Here is a 21,444-nt window from a genome sequence, read left to right as displayed (position 1 = left end):
TCACGGTCTTGGACATCGCCATCAGACGCCTCCTCGCTGGCGCGCAACTGCGCGTTGAATGATTGCGATCACGGTGATGATCAGCATGAAGATGACGGTCATGGCGGCAGCCTGCCCCACGTTGTTGTTGTCGAATCCGGTGTTGATGATTTGGGTCATCACGGTCTCGGTCGAACCGCGGTCGACGCTGCCGGACCGGCTCAGGAGATAGACCTGGTCGAAGAGTCGGAAGGAGAAGATCGTGGTGATGAGGGCGACGAAGATCAGGGTATTTCTGATGCCGGGAACCGTCACGTTAAGGAATTGCGCCCATTTGTTGGCGCGGTCCAGCGATGCCGCCTCGTAGAGTTCGGTCGGTACGCTTTGCAGCGCGGCGAGGACGATGATCATCTGGAAGCTGACGCTTTGCCAGATCGACATGACAATGATTGATCCGAGCGCGGTGGAGGGATCGCCGAGCCAGTCGTGGCTGGGTAGGCCACCGCCGCTGAAGAAGCCCAGGATCGCGTTGAGGAGTCCCTGATCGCCCCGGGAGTAGATGAGGCGCCAGATCACGGCCGTCAGGGCCAGCGGGAATACCAGGGGCATGAAGATGAAGGTCCGGAAGACCACCATGCCGCGCAGTTTGCGGTTGACGAGGACCGCCAGGGCCAGAGCGAGTACGGTCTGCACGGGCACGACAATGACGGCGAAGGTGAAGTTGTTCAGCAGTGCGTGGCCAAAGGCTGCTGCCAGGTCCGGATCGGTGAACAAGCGGGTGTACTGTTCGAATCCGACGAAGCGTGCCGGACGCGGGCTGTTGAGCTGGACGCGGTAGAAGGACAGCACGAGGGCGAGCACGAACGGTGCGACCAGGAAGATTGCGAGTCCGAGCAGGGCGGGGCTGGCGAAGAGCGGGCCCGCGAACCGGTGTCCGGAAAGGCCGGCGGACGGCCGTCGCTTTACCGGCGCCGCGGGGGCCTGGATCTGTTGCGTTTGAGTGGTCATAATGGAGGCTTTCGCTGGGAGCGATTCCGGGGGTCCGGCCAGCCGCGGTGGTTGCGGCGGCCGGACGACTGCCGGAGGTCTATTTCTTATATCCGTCGTTGTCGGCGAAGTTCTGGTCGATGGCGCGGGCGGCCGCGCTCAGGGCTTCCTTGGCGTCCTTGCCTGCGTAGATGGCGGCCTCGGCTTTGCCCACCTGGTCCGTGACGACGGGGTAGCCCGCGGTCACCGGCCGGGTGACGCTAACGCAGGTGTCGCTGATCTGGTCCTCCGGGCCGCAGGCCTTGCTCAGCTGATCGCCCAGGAGCTGCAGCTGCTTGCCGGGTCCGTAGAGGGCGGATGCCGCTAGTGCCGTCTTCGTAGCGGGAGGGGCACCGTTGGCGTCGGTGTAAGTGCGGACGCTTTCGTCCGTCATCAGGAAGTCCAGGAACTTCCCGGCCGCGGCGCCGTTCTTCGACCCGGCGCCCATGCCCCAGGCAAAGGTTCCGGATGCGGTTTTGGTGCCCTTGCCGAAGTTCGGCAGTGGGACTGAGACCAGGTCGTTACCCAGGGCCTTGTACGTCGGGTAGGTCCAGTGTCCGACCCAGCTCAGGGCGACGCGTCCGCTCGTGAATGCCAGCCCGTCTGCGTTCGGATCGGTGTATTTCTTCCAGCTGGCGAACTTTGTCAGCGACTTCACGTTGGCGTCTGAGTCCAGCGCTCCGGATGCCTTATTGTCTTTGAGCATGGTGCCGCCCCCGGACCAGATGACGGGCCCGGCCGAGCAGCAGGTTCCCCATTCGCCGGCAAAGCCGTACTGTTCCGAAAGATCCAGCGGTTTGCCTCCCGGGACCACTGCGGTGAGTTTGTCCAGGGCGCCCGTGAATTCGTCAGCTGTCCAGGCCTTCTCCGGGGTGGTCGGGTAGGCAACACCTGCGGTGTCCAGGAGTTTCTTATTGCCCCACAATGCGAGGCCGGCGTTCATCATGCCTACTCCATATACGGCTTCATCGACGGTGTTCTGTGCCGTGATGGAGTCCGTCTGGTTCGACAGGGTCGCGTCGGATACGGAGCCTTTAAGTGGGGCCATCTTGCCGTTGTAGACGAAGCTGGCCAGAGTGGGCCCGTCGAAGTCCAGAACATCGGGCAGGTCACCCGGCGCCGCAGAGTTCACGGCCTTGGTGTACTGGTCGGAGGGGAAGAGTTTGAGATTCACTTTGATCTTGCTCTGCGCGCTTTCGAAGTTCGAGATGATCTTCTTCAACGCGTCGTTCTCGGCTGCCTGCCCGTCGACTGCCCAGACATTAATGGTGCCTTCGCCGGAGCCCGCCTCAACGGTGGAACCGCTACCGACTGATCCTGGTCCGCCGCAGCCGGTCAGTGCCATGGCTGCGATGGTTGCAGTGGCCGCGGCGGTGAGGATCCGCGCCGCCCCGCTTCGAGGCTTTGGAATGGTCATCATCATTGATCCCTTCGGAGAATGTGGAGTTTTTTGTAAGAGTTCAAAAGGGCCTGGATATCGTCAGGCGGGGAACGTGAGGAGGATCACTGCTCATTGCTCGAACACGAGTCTACGCGGGTAGACTCGTTCGCGCAACAACCCGACTCTACGTTGTATTTGCTGGCAGATATCTAAAGACAATGCGTTCCACCCGGGTAGAATGATGTGAACGATGGAGTGAAAGGGTGGTCTACATGGCGAGTCTGCAGGCACAAGCCGGATCAGGAAAAATAACGAGAACCGACGTTGCCCGCTATGCCGGGGTGAGTACGGCGGTTGTTAGCTACGTCATCAACGGTGGCCCCAAGCCGGTCGCGGCAGCGACTGCCGCACGGGTGCATGAGGCCATCAAAGTGCTCCAGTACCAGCCCAATGCAACCGCCCGGGCTCTGACTATGGGATCCGCCCGGCTGCTAGGCATGATTGTCCCGGACAGCACCAACCCGTACTTCGCTGAACTCACGGACACCATCGCGCAGGCTGCTGCCGCACGGGGCTACGCTCTGCTCGCAGCCAACTCCCGTACGGACGCCGACACCGAGCGGCAAAACACCCTCAATCTCGTGTCACGTCAGGTCGACGCGATCATCCTCGCCACGGTGCTCAGCCCCAGCGAAGTCGCCGCTATGCCGGTTCAGGGAATTCCCAGGGTGCTCATTGACCAGTCCAGCGCAGTGCACGGCATACCCACGGTCAGCACCGACTTTGAACAGGGAGCCGCACTGGGGGTGCAGCACCTTATCGGGCACGGTCACCAGGATATCGCCATTCTGGTGGGCAAGGATATTGATCCAACCCGCGCGGATCCACGACACAACGGCTGGAAGAAGGCGCTCCGGGAGGCAGGCCTGCCCGAGGGGGCTGCTGAATTCACTGACTTCACCAGGCAAGGCGGCTATGAAGCCACCCGGCGGCTGCTCGAACTACCAAAGAGGCCCACGGCCATCTTCGCGAGCTCCGACCTGCTGGCGGTTGGTGCCCTGCGAGCCATCCACGAGGCCGACCTCTCCATACCCGATGACATTGCCGTGGTCTCGTTCGACGGAACCTCTGAATCGGAATTCAGCTGGCCTCAGCTCACGACTGTCCGGCAGCCCATCAATCAGATCGCCGAAGCGGTCCTCGAAGCGGCCCTCTCCCACAAGGACTCAGCCGGGAAGATCCAGCTCCTCCCCACAGAGCTCATCATCCGCCGGTCCTGCGGCTGCTGACTCATTGCGGGGAGCGCGACGAACACCGCGTCAAAATTGGCGAGTGTGTCGATCGCCACCCCGACCTTCCGGCGATGAACTCTCAGGAAGCTGGCAATTTCTAAATATGGCTGCTGGTCTGTGCTAGTCCAGCCAGTGCCAGACCACCTCCCTGGCTTTGGCCAACGTGACCCCTCATGCGACCCCCCTTGACAGAATAATTGAGTGTGCTCATAATTGAGCATACTCTGTTATATTCCGAGGAGCGGGCCCGATGCGCAGCGTTTACGGAGACAGCGACCCTATGGTGCCGTCCGCAAACGCGAACGTGCTCGGCAGCTACCGAACGCTTCCGGTCCTGGTGTTCCGGCAGTCCGGTCATGGCGTCGCCTTCCAACACTTCCGGGCGTTCGTCGCTGTGGCCCGGGATTTCCTCCGCAGCTAAGGCAACCCAAACCAGCTTCGCCACACGCCCAGAAGGAGCAAGAAACATGAGAGCGTTCGTCATCAACGAATACAAGGGTCCGCTGCAGGAATCGGATGTCCCCGAGCCCACAGTGGGGGAGCATGATGTGCTCGTACAGGTCCAGGCCGCAGGGCTGAACGTACTCGACGAGAAGATCCGAGCGGGCGAGTTCAAGCAGATCCTGCCCTATGCGCTTCCCTTGATTCCAGGTAACGATGTCGCCGGAACAGTCATCCGTGTCGGTTCGAAGGTGCGCACGTTCAGGTCCGGCGACGAGGTTTATGCCCGCCCCGACAAGGACCGGATCGGCACCTTCGCCGAGCGAATCGCCGTCGCCGAGGCCGATCTGGCCCTCAAACCGGCATCGGTCAGCATGGAGGAGGCCGGCTCCCTGCCGCTGGTTGCGTTGACGGCGTGGCAGGCCCTGGTTGAGCGCGGCAATGTGCAGCCGGGACAGAAGGTCCTCATCCACGCCGGCGCCGGGGGAGTCGGTTCAATCGCGATCCAGCTCGCCAAGCACCTCGGAGCTGCCGTCGCGACCACCGCAAGCGCCGCCAACCTGGAGTTCGTGCGCGGGCTCGGCGCCGACACGGTCATCGACTACCGCAGCCAGGACTTCGAACAGCTCCTGAGCGGCTACGACCTCGTGCTGGACAGCGTCGGCGGAGAGAACCTCAAGAAATCCCTGCGGGTGCTCAAATCCGGCGGCAAGGCGATTGGAATCGTCGGGCCTCCAGACCCGGCATTTGCACGCGAAGCCGGCCTGAATCCAGTTTTGCGCGTTGCCATCGCTGCCCTGAGCGCAGGCATACGCCGCCAAGCCAAGAAGCTGGGCGTCAGCTACGAGTTCCTGTTTATGCGTGCCAGCGGCGACCAGTTGCGCCAGATCACAGCCCTCATCGACAGCGGCGCTTTGCGCCCGGTCGTTGGACGTGTCTTTCCCTTCAATCAGACCATCGAAGCCCTTCAGGGCCTGGAAAAGGGCGGCATCCGCGGCAAGGCCGTCATCAGTAACCCCTGAACACCGCGCAGAGACGCAGCACGCCCCATCATCACCAAACGACCAACAATCCACCTTGCAGGAGCACCGTCATGAATGCCCGCGACAACGAACCCGTCATCACCTCCTACGCCAAAGCGCCTGCCCGTGCCATTAGCGCCGGAGGCGTGCACTACGCCTACCGAGAACTCGGACCCAAGGGAGGCATCCCCGTCATCTTCTTCGTCCACCTCGCCGCGACCCTGGATAACTGGGACCCGCGCATCATCGACCCCATCGCAAAAAACCACCACGTCATCACGTTCGACAACAAAGGTGTCGGAGCCTCCACCGGCCAGGTGCCCGACAGTATCGAGGCGATGGCAGACGACGCGTACACGTTCATCAAAGCCCTCGGATACCAGAAGATCGACATCTTCTCCTTCTCCCTCGGCGGCATGGTGGCACAGGCACTGGTCCTGAAGCACCCCGAGCTAGTCCGGAAGCTCGTTCTCACAGGCACTGGTCCCAGGGGCGGCAAGGACATCGACAAGGTCGCCGGGACCACCTACTACGACATCCTTCGTGCCGCGCTGACCCGGTCCGACGCGAAGGAATTCCTCTTCTTCAACCGCAACGCCACCGGCAAGCCCGCCGCGAAGGCATTCATCACGCGCCTTCAGGAGCGCACCGTCGACCGCGACGCCCCGATCAGCGTGAAGGCGTTCCAGACGCAGCTGAAGGCGATCAGGAAGTGGGGACGGTCGGCGCCCGCCGACCTGTCGAAACTCACCCAGCCCACCCTGATCGCCAACGGAGACAACGACCGTATGGTGCCCTCGGTCCTCTCCGAAGATATGCATAGCCGCATCAACGGCTCCGAGCTGATCATCTACCCCGACTCCGGACACGGCGGCATCTTCCAGTTCCACGACAAGTTCGCGCCTGTCGCCGTCGAGTTCCTGGCCCGCTGACCGGCAGCCGAAACTCACTGACAGGACGAGCAAAATGTTCTCCCCGACGCCGGGGTTCAATGAGTATCGCCGGACCCGGCGAGACGACCCTGATCTACCTTAGGAAACGGGAGGCCGTCGGCACCAGCCCGTTCCGGACGTTTGTCACCGACGAACGTCGCCCACGACAACCCCACCGACCAGCAGTTCCACGCCTCACTGATCCTCGGCTTCAACGACGCAGCCGCGCGGGCGGCGTTCTTCGCCGGCGGGGAGGTCGCCACGCTCTCGGACAGGCTGTCGGGGTTCGCGTCCGCGGTCCACGCCTACGACGTGTCCGCGGCCCTGACCTACGTCACCGGTGGCGACATCCTTCCGCACTACCAGGAATAGACGAACTCCTCCCATCCCGACATCCATCGAACCTCTGGAGCAGAACATGAGCGAGCAGAGCACCATCCACTACGAACGCACGTCGCCACAGGTCGCGAAGATCACCTTCGCGAACCCGCCGGTGAACCTCATCGTCGGCGAGACCGTCCTTCGACTCACCGAGATCGTCGAAGAGTTGGCGACCGATCCCGACATCCAAGTCGTCGTGTTCGGCAGCAGTGTGCCCGACTTCTTCTACAACCACTTCGACCTCGCCGCAGCCGCGGACTTTCCCGCCCCCGACGGCGAGGGAGCAGTGCCGGTGTGGACCGACCTGGTCCTGAAGCTTTCCAGAGCCCCCTACATCACCATCGCAACCATCCGAGGCCGCACCCGGGGTGGGGGCAACGAGCTCGCTCTCGCGTTCGACCTGCGCTACGCCAGCCTCGAGAAGGCGATCTTCGGGCAGCCCGAGGTCGGCAGTGGTCTGCTGCCCGGTGGTGGCGGCACCGAGCGGCTTCCACGCACCATCGGTCGTGACCGGGCACTGGAGGTCATCCTCACCAGCGCCGACTACGACGCATCCACCGCCGAGCAATGGGGCTGGGTAACCCGCGCCCTGCCCGACGCCGAGCTGGATGCCTTCGTCGACGCCATCGTCTCTCGGCTGGCGTCCTTCGACCGCACATCCCTGGCATCGGCCAAGGCGATGATCAACCGGGCCTCGCTACCGCCGGATGCGGACCTCGTCGCCGCCTACAGCGAGTTCGCGCACTCGCTCACCCTGCCTGGGTTCCTCACTCGCGCCGCAGGCACCCAGGCGCTTGCAGAGCAGGCCGGCACGGACCTGGAATACCGACTCGGCGAGTACATCGGCATCGCAAACTAGCGACGCTGACACCAGCCACCGAGAGTGAGGGGCGCAGCATTTGCTGCGGCCCTCAGGCATTCAACGTCAGTTCGAACGTGAGCGTCAGCTCGGCATCCGGTTGAATCTGCGGACAATGCGGTCGAAGATTCGGGCCGGCAGGACGCGGTGCAGCGCGCTGATGCTTGCCGCCGTCGAGCCGGCGGTGCGCCGAAGTCTCGGGTTCCGGTCTGAGGCCGCCGCGACGATCACTTTGGCTACGACGGCGGGATCGTCGCCACCGCTGGTATTCTTCGCCAGCACCTCGTCGAAGGTGCGCCGTCCCGACGCGTAGAGCGGCATGGGGGTGTCGGCCTGTACGCTGTGGCCTGCGAACGGGGTGTTGATCGGGCCGGGCTCGACGAGCAGTACCCGGATGCCGTGCTCGCGGACCTCGTGGTCCAGCGACCCGGTCCAGCCCTCCACGGCGTGCTTGGTCGAGACGTAGACAGCCATGAACGGGCTGGGGACGAACCCGCTGAGGGAGGAGACGTTGATGATGCGTCCTCGTCGTCGGGCGCGCATGTACGGCAGGACCGCCTTGGTCATCCGCATCACCCCGTAGACGTTGGTGTCGAAAACGTCCTGCGTCTGCGCGAGAGAGAACTCCTCGGCGGCGCCGGTGGCGCCCACGCCGGCGTTGTTAACGAGTAAATCGATGTTCCCGAATTGGTCGATCACGTGCTTGACCACCGAGGCGACCGATTCGTCGCTGGTCACGTCGAGGTCGAGGTAGGTCACCCCGGCGGGAGCGGTGGATCGCACGGTGTTGCGGCCGGTTCCGATCACTTGGAAACCCGCGGCCGCGAGTGCGATCGCTGCCGCTTTGCCGATGCCAGAGGAAGCACCTGTTACCAGCGCAACCTGCCGAGGTTCTGTCATGACTGGCTCTTGGAATTTGTGCCCTGCAACGCCGGGTAGAGTGCCTCGACCGGGCCACTCAGGGCGGCCTTGAGCTGCACGGATGTCTCGTCGGCCAGAACTTCGTATTCGCCGGCTTCCACGGCATCCAATACGGTGCGGACCAGATCGGCCGGGTCCGTCTTGGGATCGGTGGTGTGCGCAGCCATCGCAGTGTCGACCCACACCACGTGGACGCCCACCACGTGGACCCCTTCGGAGGCCAGTTCCAGGCGCAGAGAATTGGTGGCCGACCAGAGGGCTGCCTTGGTGGCACTGTAGATGCCGGCGACGGCGTACCAGCTCATGGCGGAGTGGATGTCGATGATCACCGACTCATCCTTCGCTGAAAGGACCGGTGCAAATGCGCGGGCGAGGAACAGCGGGCCAAGGAAATTCGTCTCGACATTGGTCCGGATTTCCTCGTTAGTGTGGGTGAGGATGCCCGGGCTGGCGACCGAGGCTCCAGCGTTGTTGATCAACACCGTGACATCGCCGGCTGCCGAGACGGCTGCCTCGATCGAGGCGACGTCGGTGACGTCGAGGGTGAGGGGGACGATGCGCTCGTCCTCCCAGGTTCGGGGGGTGCGGGCAGTGGCGTAGACCTTGCTGGCACCGCGGGCGAGGGCGTCATGCACGAAGTGCGTTCCGATGCCGCCGTTCGCTCCGGTGACGAGGACGACTACTCCATTGAGTGAGGGCATTTGCTTGGACTTTCTTGTTTGAGATAAATGCGCACGGGTCGGCGCGGATGGGGTTGATGGTGAGGGGGCCGCCCGCCCTGGCTTGAAGGGGAGCCGCCAGGGCCTGCGGCTTAATGGCACCTGATCAGGCGTGGGAGGGTGCCAGAGAGAGGACATGTTCATGAGCGTGGTCCTTCCCATTCGATAGATCGTTAGCACCACCCGATAGGCCCCTTTCGGCCGCTGTGGGACAATAAAAACTACTGAGCCCACACGGTACCGACTATGCTCATAACTGAGCATGGTCAGATTCTATTCCCCGGAGAACACGTAATGGCAGTCGTCCAACCCGTAGGCCGACGTGAGCGGAACAAGCAGCACAAGCTCGACCGCATCACGGCCGCCGCAGCAGAGCTTTTCGCCGAACATGGTGTCGATGAAGTCACAACCCAGCAGATCGCCGACAGGGCTGACATTGGCACGGGGACTTTATTCCTGTACGCCAAGACCAAGGGGGAGCTGCTCCTGCTCGTTCAGAACTCCACCTACGCCGATGCGCTCGTCACGGGTAGGACGGCCGCCGAGGCGATCCCGGATGTGTTAGAGGCCGTGATGGCGATCGTTCGCCCCGTGGTGGAGTGCAACCGAAAGCAGATCGAAAACGGCCGAACCTACCTGCGCGAGATCGTGTTCGGGGATCCCGACGAACCCCACCACCGCGAAGCCCTCGCCCTCACCGCTCAGACCGAGGAGGCGATTGCCGACGTGCTGACGCGGGACCCCCGGATCGAGCCTCGGAACGCTGCCAGGCTGGCACACATAGTCTCCGCGATAATGTTCCTCAGTATGGCGGCCACGATCAACATCTCCAGGTCCGTTGACGAAATCCTCTCGGAGATCTCAGGGCAGATCTGCGTTCTCTTGCCCACAGGTGGAACGGGCCGACCGACTGATTGAGCTGATCCACGACCGTTCGCGCCGCGGAGACCTGCCGCCGCAATCGCGCCATGAACTGGGGATCTGCCGTTTACGGGCGTCCACAATGGCGGCGCAGGGGCGTGGGTCTTCGAAGCGGGCGTTGGGCCCGTTCGGGGGTCCGCCCAACGAGCTCGATTCCTTCCGCCCGTGGCCCGGGTGGCGCGCTGCGTGAATGGCTGCAACTTGGATTGTGAACCCGCCAGATCCCACCGTCGAGCCCTGTAGTCCCAGGAGGCGAATGTTCGTTCGTCAAGCTCGCCGCGAGTTAGGACGAATTCTCACAGACTTAAGTCGTAAACCTACCTAATGCTGTTAGGCTGGTTCGGAACCTAGAGAGAGTGAGCAACGATGCTTCTCGAAAGAGACCTCATCCAGTCCGTTGGCTTCCGGAATGTTACTGACGGCAGGCGCGTAACCGGCTTTCAGTTCCGCCTCCGGATGCCTTCCTACCGCGGCATGGCCGCGTCCCTCATCGACGGCGTCGCCGTACGCGTAGGCAACGTCGTTGACGTCGGCCCTGACGTTCCGCTGTGGACGTTCGGCGGGCAGACCTACACGCTGCAGCAGCTGTGGGAAAGTGACGGCGTGCGCTGGCCCCTTGAGGAAGCCGCGGTGGTCACCGTTCCTTTCGACGGCGGGCTGCCACAGGGCGTCCACGAGCTCTCTATTGAGCTGCGGCTACGCATGTCCTATATCCCGGTGGAGCATCAGCCCAGCACCTACCGGGTCAGCCGCAAGGTGACGCTCGCGCCGGAAGGCGGCGAAGGCACCTTCCGGTACGGCGTTTCCCTCTACAGCTTCATGGGTGACTACGGCACCGTCCTGGACCTGGAGTCAGCGCTGGCCGCCGTCGCGGACGTAGGTGCCGCCGGCGTCGAAATCCTCGGCGAGGGACACATTCCCAACTATCCGGAACCCTCTGGCGCCTGGATCGATACGTGGTTCGGCCTGCTGGAGAAGTACTCACTGGAGCCAACGAGCTACGGCTCCTGGATCGACACGCGGCTTCACCCGGGCCGTACTATGACCGTTGCCGAGGGTGCGGCGGCCCTGCAGCGCGACCTGAGGCTTGCCAGCCAACTGGGTTTCGGGTTCGTGCGCCCCAAGATCGGCGTGGTGTCCAGTGATCTGGTCCCGGATCCCATCTGGGCCGAGTCCGTGGAACGATCCCTTGATCTGGCCCACGAGCTGGGGATCATCATCTGCCCGGAAATTCACTCGCCCACGCCGATCAAACACCCCGTCGTCGAGGACTACATCAGCCTCATTGAACGGACCGGAACCAAGAACTTCGGTCTGCTCATTGACACCGGGATCTTCCAGGACCGGCCGATCCCGCTGCGCGAAGGGGAGACCCGCGAGACGAGGCCGGCCTTCCTTGACGGCATCGGCGTCGATCCTGCCGACTTCGCGGACATCGCGCAGTACGTGGTGTTTATCCAAGCGAAGTTCCACGACATTGACGAGCAGCTGGAAGACCAGCAGATTCCCTGGCTGCCCGTACTCAAGGCGCTCAAGGACTCCGGCTACTCCGGCTACCTCTCCAGTGAATACGAAGGCGAACGCACCCCGTGGCGGGCCGTCGAACAAGTGCGCCGCCAGCACGCCCTGATCCGCCGCATCACCTCCGAACTTACCTGACCCATTCCACCTCCCAGCGAAGAGAACAACCATGCCAAACGGACTTCTTGACGATTCAAGCCTCCGCGTCCACCCCGAGGGTTTCGCCCTGGCCCTGACACTTCCGTGGTACCGGAGCCTGTGGCTCTCCTCGGTCTCCAGCCTCAGGCTTACCGTTGACGGCCAGGACATCCCCGCCGAGGACCTGTCCCTGGAACTGGGAGGTGTGCGCTATGCGCTCCCGGACCTGCCGGGTCAAAGTCAGACCCTCTGGTACCTCCAGGACCATCCCCTGCTCATTGTGAAAAGGCAGGACCCGGTCGCGCTCGGTGAGCAGCACTCCGTTCAGCTCATCGGGGAACTGCGACTGCCCTACATGCAGATTGCCCCCGGAACCGACGGGGGTCCCGGCATGTACGTTCCCAATTTCGTGAACCAGACGCTGGACCTCGCCGCCACGGACAGGGCTTCGGCGGCACCGGAGCTGGCGACGGCGGTCACTCCGGCTCCGCCGAAGGCCGAGGAGGATCCGTTCTCCCTCGGGCTTACCCTGTACTCGGCGAGTGCCGAGTTCCGGGCAGGCTGGTACGACTTCAATGGCCTGCTGAACCGAGTTGCCGAGCTGGGCATTGGCCCCGGCATTGAAATCGTGGCATCCCAGGTCCTGCCCACCTATCCCAATGTGACCCATGACTTCGCACGCTCGTGGCACGCGGCCTTCGACAAACACGGTTTCACCGCAAGCTCCTTTGGCGCGAACCTCGATATGGGCCGCCGCCGCGACCGCGACATGACCCCGGATGAGGAATACGAGTTCACCGAGACGCTGTTCCGCGGCGCCAAGCAGCTCGGTTTTCCGCTCATCCGCATCCAGAGCGCCAAACCCGAACTGCTTCGCCGGCTCCTTCCACTCGCCGAGAACCTTGAGCTCAAGCTTGCGTATGAGATTCATGCGCCCCTTGGGCCGAACTCCCCGGAGATCATGAAGGTCCGGGACGTTTTTGCGGAGCTTGATTCACCCTTGCTGGGGTTCGTGGCTGACTTCTCCTCAACCATGCACAGTATGTCTCCGACGCTCCTCCGCGCTGTCCGCCGTGCCGGGCTCGACGACGAAGCCGTCCAGAAGCTGCAGGCCATCTGGTCCACCGATGCCCCGATGAGGGCGCGGCAGGAGGAGTTTATTGGCTACCTGCGGGCACGGGACTTTGATCCTGCACGCCTTGGCTCCTTCGCGCACCTGGCATTCAACATGCACGGCCATGTCAGCCCGAAGGAGTGGGCTGACATCATGCCCCAGATCATGCACGTCCATGCGAAGTTCTACGACATCGATGAGCAGGGGAGCGAGCCCGCCATTGACTATCCGGAACTCGTCCGGGTATTCGTCGAGGGCGGCTACCGCGGCTACTGGTCCAGCGAGTGGGAAGGCCACGCCTTCGCTGAGCTCGGCGAGGTGGACCCGCTGCTATTGGTCCGGAGGCAGCACGACCTTATCCGCAGGAGTATGCGCAGGGCGTTGACCTCAGCCTGACCTGCAAGCCGTAGATCCCTCGATGTCCGCCTGTTATGCGGCGGGCATCGAGGCGTTTAATTGACTTGCTTCGTCGCGGCTGCCGCCACGATGTCCCCGGCCTCTTTGAAGAGGCTCCGCATCCACTCGTGCTCGGAGTCCCGGTTGTGTACGGGGTGCCACCACAGGGCATTAACAAGCGGTGTGGCATCAAAGGGCAGTGGCAGGATTCGCACGCCCCCTACACGCACCGCGAACGGCACCAGCGCCGCCTGGATCATTGCGATCCGGTTGGTCCCCACCACAAAGTGCGGCAAGGACTGGAAACTTTCAACCACAACATCCACACGCGGCTCGACGCCCAGCTGCGTGATCTGCCGTTCCGCCGACGTTGACGCTGAGCGTGTCTGATAGGTCATCACCCAGGGAAGTTCGGCGATGTTTTCCATGGTGATGTGCTCGCCGACGGCAGCATTGGACGAGGAGACGACAGCCACCCACCCGTCCCTCCACAGGTCCAGGTAGGGGAGCCCGCTGAGGAAGCCATGCGGAATGACCATGCCGTCCACGGAACGAAGACGGTTAGCGGCATCTTCCACCACCATCGGGTTGTGGAGCATAAAGCGAAACCGGACTCCCGGTGCGCGCTCGGCTGCAAGCTCGGAGGCGACCCGGCCAATGGTGGTGAAGCCGTAATCGGAGCCATAAATGGAAAATTCCCGCTCGGACTCGCTGGGCTCCCATGTTGCCTGGCTCTCAAAGACGCGCCGCGCAGCCTCGAGCGCAGTGGTGGTGTGCTCCGCCAGCCGCAGCGCGAATGGCGTGAGCTCGTACGCATTGCCGCGGCGGGCCAGGATGGGGTCTCCGAAGTGGGACCGAAGCCGCGCAAGCGATGCGCTGAGTGCGGGCTGGCTCAGGTGAAGCCGCTCTGCCGCCCTCGTCACGCTCCGCTCCGTAATGAGCGCATCCAGCGAGATCAGCAGGTTCAGGTCAAGCCGGGAAAGCAGGACATGGTTCGTCACGGTGGGACATTCTTTCAACGGTGAGCTAAGTCAGCCAGTGTATCAGCGGCATCGATACTTTGGATGATGGAGATCACCCGTTTCTATGCAATGTCCGCCTAGTGACCCCAGCGAAACTTATGTCTGTCATCGGCAAGACTTATGTGCTTTTCCGGCACATCTCCTGCATACTGATGAGTGACCGGGGTCACGGCCCCCGGAATTCTTAGACAATGAAGTCAGAAAGGCTGGACATGACACAGCACCGTAGCTATTCGGCTCTGAAGGTCGGCGCCCTCGCAGTACCAACGATCGCAGCCCTCGTCCTCACCGGCTGTTCGGCCCCCGCCAGCGGCAGCTCCCCCACAGGAGGCGCTCAGGAATTTACCCTGTCGTTTGCCACCTCCAACACCATTGAGAGTCCCTTCCAGGTACTGGCTGAGAAGTATATGGCGTCGAATCCGGGCGTGAAGATCACCTTCAACCCGCAGCCCAATGACTCTTACGACCAGACACTCCGCACCCAGCTCCAAGCCGGAAACGCGTCAGATGTCGTAGTGACCTCACCGGGTTCCGGCACCGGCCGCAGCATTTTGCCGCTCGTTCAGGCAGGCTTCCTGGAGCCGCTGGATGCCGCCGCCAAGGAACTGGTTCCCGAGGGTAGCGAGGCTCTCTTTGGGACTGACGGAAAGGTCTACGGCCAGGCGCCGGAGATCACGGTGGTTGGTCTGGTGGCCAACGAAACATCTGCCAAAGCATCCGGCATTTCGGATTTCCCATCAGACTTCGCGTCCCTCGAGGATCAGTGCAAGTCGCTCGCATCGTCCGGCAAGTCGTTCATTGCGCTGGCTGGCTCCGCTGCTCCGAACACCGGTCTGATGGCGATGTCCCTCGCTGCGTCCCGCGTCTATGCCGAGGACCCGAAGTGGAATGAAAAGCGGGCCGCCAAGGAGACCACATTCGCCGGCTCGGACGGCTGGAAAGCATCGTTGGAGGCGGTCAGCAAGCTTAACGACGCGGGCTGCTTCCAGAAGGGCGCCGCTGGTGCCGGGTTCGACGCCATCACCAAGGGCCTCGCCAGCGGTACCTCGGTTGCCGGCTTTATTCCGGGCCCCAGCTGGAAGCAGCTGAAGACTGCAGCCGCCGACTCCGAATTCAATGTGCGGGCGCTCCCGGCAGAGGCGAGCTCCGAAGGCTTCGTGTACGCCAGTGCGAACTACGCGTTTTCCATCAACGCAGCGTCCAAGAACAAGGATGCCGCCAAGGCCTTCCTCGACTGGGCGGCAGAGCCTGAGCAGACCAAGGCCTTCGCAGAAATCGATGGCGCCCTGCCGGTCACCGGCCTGGACAGCTATGACTTCAACGGTGGCGCCTACAAGAACGTCGGCGATCTCATCAAGAACGGTAAGTACGGCCCGCTGCCGAACAGCCAGTGGCCCAACTCCGCCGTGTACGACGCCCTCGCCACCGGCGTCCAGGGCCTTATCACCGGACAGAAAACTGCCGATCAGGTACTCCAGGCCATGGATACCGCCTGGGGACAGTGACAGTTTCAGAACACCACAGTTCCGACGACTCAAAGGGACAAGCAAGGATTACCATGACTGCGACGATGCAACCGAAGAGCGAAGCAGCTAAAGCACCCCTGCGAGGCAGGCGCACTCCGGGGGCGGGCGAAAAACCCCGCCCCCGGAGCACGGGCCTGCAGTTGGGACATTGGTGGTGGGCGCTGCCCGGGATTGTCCTGGTCATCGCCATCCACTACGTGGCAACCGGTATCGGCGGCTTCTTCGCTTTCACCAACTGGACAGGAATCGGCTCGTTCAAAGTTGTGGGCTGGCAGAACTTCGAAGCCATCTTCAAGGACCCCACCAAGCTCGGCGCCCTGACGAACACAATGTTCCTGGCCTTTGGTTCAGTCTTACTCGGCAACGTGGGCGGGCTCATCATCGCCCTCGGCCTCAACCGGATGCTGAAGACGCGGTACATTCTCCGCACCCTCTTCTTTATGCCCGTGGTGCTCAGTCCGCTGGCCACGGCTTACGTCTGGAAGTACATCTTCGACTTCGACGGCCCCATCAACGTCTTCCTCACCTCCATCGGCGCCGGCGACCTCGCCAAACCATGGCTCGCCGACCCGCAGTGGGCTATCTGGACAGTGCTGGTAGTCCTTGTCTGGGGGTCAACCGGCTTCGCCATGGTGATCTTCATGGCCGGACTTGCCAGCGTCCCGGTGGAAGTCGAGGAGGCGGCCGCCATCGACGGAGCAAACCTGTGGCAGCGCTTCCGGAACGTCACGCTGCCGGCTATCCGCCCTGCCATCGCTATTGCCACCACGCTGGGAATCGTCCAAGGGCTTCGGGTCTTCGATCCGATCATGGCCCTGACGAACGGCGGACCCGCCGGTGCCACCGAAACCCTGGCCACGCAGGTCTACAAGCAGGCGTTTGCGCTCGGCAACTTCGGCGGCGGTGCCGCCCTTGCCCTGGTGCTTGCTGCCATCATTCTGTTCTTCGCCGTTATCCAGCAGCGGCTGACGCGTTCGAACCCCGAGGACTAACCATGTTCCGCTACACAAAACTCACCCTTCTCCGCGAAATTGGGCTCTGGGCCCTGGCGCTGATCTTCCTGGCGCCGTTCTACTTCCTGGTGACCACGGCCCTGAAGCCGGACAGCGAGATGTACACCACGTCGCCCCTGGCACTGCCGAAAAGCCCAGACTTCAGCAACTTTGTCGCGGTCCTGACCGCCACCGGCAACTCAAACGTTGTTCTTGGCCTGGTGAACAGCATCATCATTACCACGGGGAGCATCGTGGGGCTGATCGCGCTCGGTTCAATCACCGGATACGTCATCTCCCGCAGCACCCGCCGCTGGAGCAAGGGTGCGTACTACCTCTTCCTGATTGCCATCATCCTCCCCGGCCAGCTCGGCGCAGTGCCCCTCTACATGGGTGCGCGGGCCATGGGCCTCACGGGATCGGCGTGGGGCCTGATCATCCTGTACACCGGCATGCTCCTGCCGTTGTCGATCTTCCTCTATTCCAACTTCTTCCGGGGACTCGGCACGGACTACGAGGAAGCGGCAACCATTGACGGTGCCAGCAGGTCCCAGATTTTTGCGAAGGTGGTGCTGCCCATGATGGCTCCCGCAACCGGAACGGTCACCATCTTCGCCGGGCTCATCGTCTGGAACGACTTCTTTACTTCGCTGATCTTCCTGGGCGGCTCGGCCAACCAGACGCTGCCGGTGGCCATGTACTACTACATCGGTTCCCTGGTGTCGGAGTGGAATTCGATCTTTGCGATCGTGATCGTGTCCATGATTCCCATGCTGGCGCTGTTCCTGTTCGCGCAGAAGCGCTTCATCCAGGGATTCTCCGGCGGCCTGAAAGGCTGACCCGCCCAAGCGACAACCGCGCAGCGTCCCCCGCTTCGTGGCGATCCTCTACGCCCAAAAACGGTGCACCCGGTCCGCGACAACCCCAATTCTCAATCAACCCTTTCAACTTCCAGGAGGCCCGCATGTTTCAACTTGCGCCCAATGTCGATCTTTTGTTTTCAGAAGCAGGCGAAAGCGCTGCTGACCGGGTACGCGCTGCAGCAGCTGCCGGCTTTGACGCCGTGGAGATGTGGGGCCCCACCGGCAAGGACATCCCCGCCCTCAAGGATGCGCTCCAGGAAACCGGAGTCCAGCTCACCGCCCAGCTGGCGGAACCGCGGATGCAGTTCATGATCCCGCCCCGTAACCACGAACCCTTCTATGAGGGGCTTGACGCCGGAGTAGCAGTAGCGCAGCAGCTCGGCTGCCCCCGGATCGTGGTGGGCAGCGGCACCGGGTTCGGCGGGCGCAAGCGGCAGGACCAGCTTGACGAGCTCATCGAGATATTCACCCGCGGAGTCGCGCACATTGAGGGCTCCGGCATCACCCTGGTCCTCGAACCGGTGAACGTCCGGGTTGACCACCCCGGCGCGCTGCTGGACCGGACCTCGGAGGCCGTTTACATTGCCCGGGGAGTGGACTCGCCATTCTTCGGGGTCCTCTACGACCTGTACCACTCAACTGTGGAGGGCGAGGATGTGGCCGCCGAGCTCTCCAACGCCGGCGACCTAATTAAGTACGTGCAGATCGCTGATGCGCCGGGACGCGGCGAGCCCGGATCGGGATCCATCGACTGGCCTGCCCGGCTCGCAGACCTGCGGAACAGCGGCTACGCCGGCCCCGTCGGGCTCGAGTATTACCCGACCATAGACTCGGCAAAGTCCGTCCGGTGGATCCAGGAACTGGTGGCGGGCCGGTGAGCAGCAGGTACCCCGCCGCCGTCGACGTCGCCATTGTTGGCAGCGGACCCACGGCGTCGGCGTACGCACGGATCCTCAGCGAGGAAGCGCCCGGCGCCACCATCGCGATGTTCGAAGTGGGCCCCACGGTCAGCGACCCTCCTGGGTCGCACGTCAAGAACATCGATGATCCTGAGCGCCGCAGCCTTGCCCAGCGGGCCTCGGAAGGTCCGGGAGCGGGCGCCGAAACGGTGAACTCACCCGGTGCCGTCAAGAGCGGGGAGCGCCGGGCCCGGCCCGGAACTTACCTGTTGCAGGACGGCTACGCCTTTCCCGGCGAGGACGGGATGCCCGTCGCGGCCATGTCCAGCAACGTAGGCGGCATGGCTGCCCATTGGACGGCCGCCTGCCCGCGCCCGGGCGGGCAGGAACGCATCGTGTTCCTGCCCGACTTGGAGCAGTTGCTCGACGACGCAGATCGGCTGCTGGGCGTCACCACCCACGCTTTTGACGGTGCCCCGTTCGCGGAACTCGTCCGCGAACGCCTCACGGTTGCGGTTGATGAGGGGCGGGACCCGGCCTACCGCGTCCAGCCCATGCCGCTCGCCGTGCACCGGCGGGAGGACGGCGGCCTCGTATGGTCAGGTTCCGACGTCGTGATGGGGGACGTGACCCGCGAAAACCCGCAGTTTGAGCTTTTTGATGAGTCGCTGGTCACCCGCGTGCTGGTGGAGGATGGCATTGCCGCCGGCGTAGAAATCCAGGACCGGCGCAGTGGCGGGACCCATCACGTGTCCGCCCGTTACGTTGTGGTGGGGGCGGATGCCCTGCGCACGCCCCAACTGCTGTGGGCCTCCGGAATCAGGCCCGCCGCGCTGGGCCGCTACCTCAACGACCAGGCGCAGGTGGTCTTCGCGAGCAGGCTGCGCGACGTCGAAGCCGATCACGCCCCGGCAGCCGCGGGTGGTGCGCTTAGCGAACAGAGTGGTGTGTCGTGGGTTCCGTACACTGACGGAGCGCCGTTCCACGGCCAGGTCATGCAGCTGGATGCGTCCCCCGTCCCGCTGGCCGAGGATGACCCCATCATCCCGGGATCGATCGTCGGGCTGGGCCTGTTCTGCGCTAAGGACCTGCAGCGGGCGGACCGGGTGGCGTTCGACGACGGCGCCCGCGATTCCTACGGGATGCCTGCTATGCGCATCCATTACCGCCTCACCGAGCGGGACCACGACGTGCTGGAGCGTGCCAAGCAGGAGATTGTCCGGCTGGGCAAGGCGGTGGGGGAACCGCTCGACGATCGCCCCTTCGTCCTCCCGCCGGGAGCATCACTGCACTACCAGGGCACCACGCGCATGGGCGCGGAGGACGACGGCGAGAGTGTGTGTTCCCCGGACAGTCAGGTTTGGCAAGTTCCCGGCCTTTTCGTGGCCGGCAACGGCGTTATCCCCACCGCCACCGCCTGCAATCCAACGCTGACGGCCGTGGCGCTCGCAGTGCGCGGGGCACGCCGCATCGCAGCAGGTCTGAGCAGGTCTTTACTTATGTTTGAATCAGACAATAGAATGTCTAAATAATGAAGAAGTGGCTTTTGCCCGCCCCTTCACCCAAGCGCAGGCAATGCATGCCGCAGACAAGGAGGTCTCGATGATCGCCGACCGCATTATCGAGCAGGGAACACTTACTACGCAGGACGGCCGCACCGCCGTGGAGGTCCGCATCCCCTGGTACCGGGCCCTGCCGGGCTCGTGCATCGCGGGAGCCGCACTGACAGTGGACGGCGTTGCCGCCCCTGAGGACTCGCTTCGCTGGACTATGAACAACCGCACGTTCAGCTTCGAGGAGCTCGTGGACGAGACCGGCGAGTGGTGGTTTCCGCTGGACTCGGCCGTCCTTTCCGGCGACCTTCCCGTGGCGGAAAACCATTCCGAGCACGAGGTCCGCGTGGACCTGAAGCTCTACATCCCGTACATCATCACCGACCACGGCGTGCTGCACATCGAAGAGCACGACACCAAGACCATGAAGGTGGCACAGCGATGACCAGCCTCGGCACTCCCATCCAGGGCGTTACCCTTTACAGCTTCACCCGGGCCTTCCATGCCCGGCAGTACGAGCTCGACGGCCTGATCCGCAAAGTCGCGGCCGAAGGCTTCGGTCCCGGGCTCGAAGTCATTGGATTCTCCAGCCTGCGGGGCTTCCCGGACCGGATCGATGACAACTTCGTCGGGCAGTTCCGCGATCTTGTCGCCGAGGTGGACCTGGTTCCCACCTCGCTTGCAGTAAACGTTGACACGGGCATCCGCCGGGACCGCCTCATGAACCACGACGAGCTGGTCGAATACATGAGGAAGCAGATCGAAGTAGCCGCCAGGCTCGGCTTCCCGATCGCCCGGGTGCAGATTTCGCTGACGCCGGACGCGATGGAAAGCCTGCTGCCCGTGGCGGAGAAGTACGGTGTGACCCTGGCCCTGGAAGTCCATGCGGACCAGCATGGCGCTCATGAACGCGTCCTGGCCCTGCGTGACCGCTACGAGAAGCTGGATTCCCCCCTGCTTGGTTTCACCGCCGACTGGGGTGCCACCGTTACGGGCTTCGCTCCGTCGCTGCTGGAGGCCTACCGCCGGCGCGGTGCGTCCGAGGAGCTGCTGCGGCAGTTGGTTGACCTGTGGAACGGCTTTTACGCCGAAGGGCCGCCCAACACCCAGAAGGTCCACGGCGAGCGGTTCGGTGCCTTCATCGGCCTGGCGGCCCGCAACGGCCGGCCCGATCTGGGCATCGACTTTGGCATCAACGGAACCGGGCTTTTCGGTCCTGCACCGATTGACACCTGGCTTGAAATCATGCCGTGGGTGCGCCACGTGCACGGCAAGTTCTTCGGGATCGACGCGAACGGCGAAGAGCCCTCTGTACCGGTGCGTGCCCTGGTCCGTCAGTTGGTCGAGAACGGCTACTCCGGCGCAATCTCCAGCGAATACGAAGGCTGGCACTGGAACAACTGGCAGGACCCGTTCAGTATCATCCGCGGCGAGCAGGCCGTCCAGCGTTCAGCCGCCGTCAACGCCGGCTCGGCCATGATCACGGACGCCTCGGAAGCCCGCCGCATCCTCAACAGCCACCTCGCCCAGCCCGTCCGCGGCTGAC

At 63.3% G+C, this 21,444-nt stretch carries 21 protein-coding genes; 16 read left to right on the top strand and 5 right to left on the bottom strand.

Annotated elements, in window-relative coordinates; genetic code table 11:
• Nucleotides 1-21: 21 nt before the first annotated feature.
• Both AC07YR_RS13440 and AC07YR_RS13435 read right to left on the bottom strand, forming a co-directional pair.
• Nucleotides 22-987, bottom strand: coding sequence for a carbohydrate ABC transporter permease (locus AC07YR_RS13440; protein ID WP_494734261.1), 966 nt, complete (start codon nt 985-987; stop codon nt 22-24).
• Between the two features lie 79 nt (nt 988-1,066).
• Nucleotides 1,067-2,425 (bottom strand): type 2 periplasmic-binding domain-containing protein, encoded by a 1,359-nt coding sequence (locus AC07YR_RS13435; RefSeq protein WP_494734260.1) that lies wholly within the window; start codon nt 2,423-2,425, stop codon nt 1,067-1,069.
• A 233-nt stretch (nt 2,426-2,658) separates the two neighbouring features.
• On the opposite strand from AC07YR_RS13435, the gene AC07YR_RS13430 reads away from it, so the two are divergent.
• From AC07YR_RS13430 to AC07YR_RS13405, 6 genes are all read left to right on the top strand, one after another.
• Entirely contained in the window at nt 2,659-3,675 is a 1,017-nt protein-coding gene (locus AC07YR_RS13430) for a LacI family DNA-binding transcriptional regulator (RefSeq protein WP_055806749.1), read from the top strand.
• A 253-nt stretch (nt 3,676-3,928) separates the two neighbouring features.
• Nucleotides 3,929-4,099, top strand: coding sequence for a hypothetical protein (locus AC07YR_RS13425; protein WP_494734259.1), 171 nt, complete (start codon nt 3,929-3,931; stop codon nt 4,097-4,099).
• Nucleotides 4,100-4,145: 46 nt separating this feature from the next.
• Entirely contained in the window at nt 4,146-5,141 is a 996-nt protein-coding gene (locus tag AC07YR_RS13420; protein ID WP_494734258.1) for an NADP-dependent oxidoreductase, read from the top strand.
• A gap of 71 nt (nt 5,142-5,212) precedes the next feature.
• Nucleotides 5,213-6,073 (top strand): alpha/beta fold hydrolase, encoded by an 861-nt coding sequence (locus AC07YR_RS13415; RefSeq protein ID WP_494734257.1) that lies wholly within the window; start codon nt 5,213-5,215, stop codon nt 6,071-6,073.
• A 141-nt stretch (nt 6,074-6,214) separates the two neighbouring features.
• On the top strand, nt 6,215-6,445 hold the full coding sequence (locus AC07YR_RS13410; RefSeq protein ID WP_494734256.1) for a hypothetical protein: 231 nt from the start codon (nt 6,215-6,217) through the stop codon (nt 6,443-6,445).
• A gap of 46 nt (nt 6,446-6,491) precedes the next feature.
• The gene (locus AC07YR_RS13405) at nt 6,492-7,313 is read left to right on the top strand and encodes an enoyl-CoA hydratase/isomerase family protein (protein ID WP_494734255.1); all 822 of its coding nucleotides are present in this window, start codon (nt 6,492-6,494) and stop codon (nt 7,311-7,313) included.
• Between the two features lie 84 nt (nt 7,314-7,397).
• Here the strand turns inward: AC07YR_RS13405 and AC07YR_RS13400 are convergent, their stop codons facing one another.
• Together AC07YR_RS13400 and AC07YR_RS13395 are read right to left on the bottom strand one after the other, a co-directional pair.
• Complete coding sequence (locus AC07YR_RS13400) at nt 7,398-8,213, bottom strand: oxidoreductase (protein ID WP_494734254.1); 816 nt, start codon at nt 8,211-8,213, stop codon at nt 7,398-7,400.
• On the bottom strand, nt 8,210-8,935 hold the full coding sequence (locus AC07YR_RS13395; protein WP_494734253.1) for an SDR family oxidoreductase: 726 nt from the start codon (nt 8,933-8,935) through the stop codon (nt 8,210-8,212). The genes AC07YR_RS13400 and AC07YR_RS13395 overlap by 4 nt, the downstream gene beginning before the upstream one ends.
• Before the next feature lie 312 nt (nt 8,936-9,247).
• On the opposite strand from AC07YR_RS13395, the gene AC07YR_RS13390 reads away from it, so the two are divergent.
• The 3 genes from AC07YR_RS13390 to AC07YR_RS13380 all read left to right on the top strand — a co-directional run bounded on the left by AC07YR_RS13390 (nt 9,248) and on the right by AC07YR_RS13380 (nt 13,043).
• The gene (locus tag AC07YR_RS13390) at nt 9,248-9,871 is read left to right on the top strand and encodes a TetR/AcrR family transcriptional regulator (protein WP_494734252.1); all 624 of its coding nucleotides are present in this window, start codon (nt 9,248-9,250) and stop codon (nt 9,869-9,871) included.
• A gap of 369 nt (nt 9,872-10,240) precedes the next feature.
• A complete protein-coding gene (locus tag AC07YR_RS13385) occupies nt 10,241-11,533 on the top strand; it encodes a C-glycoside deglycosidase beta subunit domain-containing protein (RefSeq protein WP_494734251.1) in 1,293 nt (430 codons plus the stop codon).
• Between the two features lie 31 nt (nt 11,534-11,564).
• Nucleotides 11,565-13,043: a C-glycoside deglycosidase beta subunit domain-containing protein gene (locus AC07YR_RS13380; protein WP_494734250.1), complete on the top strand. Its 1,479-nt coding sequence runs from the start codon at nt 11,565-11,567 to the stop codon at nt 13,041-13,043.
• A gap of 56 nt (nt 13,044-13,099) precedes the next feature.
• On the opposite strand, the gene AC07YR_RS13375 is transcribed toward AC07YR_RS13380, so the two are convergent.
• Nucleotides 13,100-14,044 carry a LysR family transcriptional regulator gene (locus AC07YR_RS13375; protein ID WP_055806438.1) on the bottom strand — a complete coding sequence of 315 codons (945 nt, stop codon included), beginning with the start codon at nt 14,042-14,044 and terminating at the stop codon, nt 13,100-13,102.
• Nucleotides 14,045-14,277: 233 nt separating this feature from the next.
• On the opposite strand from AC07YR_RS13375, the gene AC07YR_RS13370 reads away from it, so the two are divergent.
• The 7 genes from AC07YR_RS13370 to AC07YR_RS13340 all read left to right on the top strand — a co-directional run bounded on the left by AC07YR_RS13370 (nt 14,278) and on the right by AC07YR_RS13340 (nt 21,443).
• Nucleotides 14,278-15,570 (top strand): ABC transporter substrate-binding protein, encoded by a 1,293-nt coding sequence (locus AC07YR_RS13370; protein WP_494734249.1) that lies wholly within the window; start codon nt 14,278-14,280, stop codon nt 15,568-15,570.
• A 53-nt stretch (nt 15,571-15,623) separates the two neighbouring features.
• Complete coding sequence (locus tag AC07YR_RS13365) at nt 15,624-16,583, top strand: carbohydrate ABC transporter permease (protein WP_055806435.1); 960 nt, start codon at nt 15,624-15,626, stop codon at nt 16,581-16,583.
• A 2-nt stretch (nt 16,584-16,585) separates the two neighbouring features.
• Entirely contained in the window at nt 16,586-17,422 is an 837-nt protein-coding gene (locus AC07YR_RS13360; RefSeq protein WP_055806432.1) for a carbohydrate ABC transporter permease, read from the top strand.
• Between the two features lie 125 nt (nt 17,423-17,547).
• The gene (locus tag AC07YR_RS13355) at nt 17,548-18,324 is read left to right on the top strand and encodes a TIM barrel protein (protein WP_494734248.1); all 777 of its coding nucleotides are present in this window, start codon (nt 17,548-17,550) and stop codon (nt 18,322-18,324) included.
• Nucleotides 18,321-19,877, top strand: coding sequence for a c-glycoside 3-oxidase CarA (gene carA, locus AC07YR_RS13350; protein WP_055806425.1), 1,557 nt, complete (start codon nt 18,321-18,323; stop codon nt 19,875-19,877). The genes AC07YR_RS13355 and carA overlap by 4 nt, the downstream gene beginning before the upstream one ends.
• A gap of 70 nt (nt 19,878-19,947) precedes the next feature.
• Complete coding sequence (locus AC07YR_RS13345) at nt 19,948-20,343, top strand: C-glycoside deglycosidase beta subunit domain-containing protein (protein WP_436059306.1); 396 nt, start codon at nt 19,948-19,950, stop codon at nt 20,341-20,343.
• On the top strand, nt 20,340-21,443 hold the full coding sequence (locus AC07YR_RS13340; protein WP_055806423.1) for a sugar phosphate isomerase/epimerase family protein: 1,104 nt from the start codon (nt 20,340-20,342) through the stop codon (nt 21,441-21,443). The genes AC07YR_RS13345 and AC07YR_RS13340 overlap by 4 nt, the downstream gene beginning before the upstream one ends.
• Nucleotide 21,444 lies beyond the last annotated feature (1 nt).

The sequence above is a fragment of the Arthrobacter sp. GW460-12-1-14-TSB2 genome, assembly GCF_059423525.1.
Note: the sequence above shows the minus strand (reverse complement) of the source record. Positions and strands in the feature narration are given on the sequence as shown.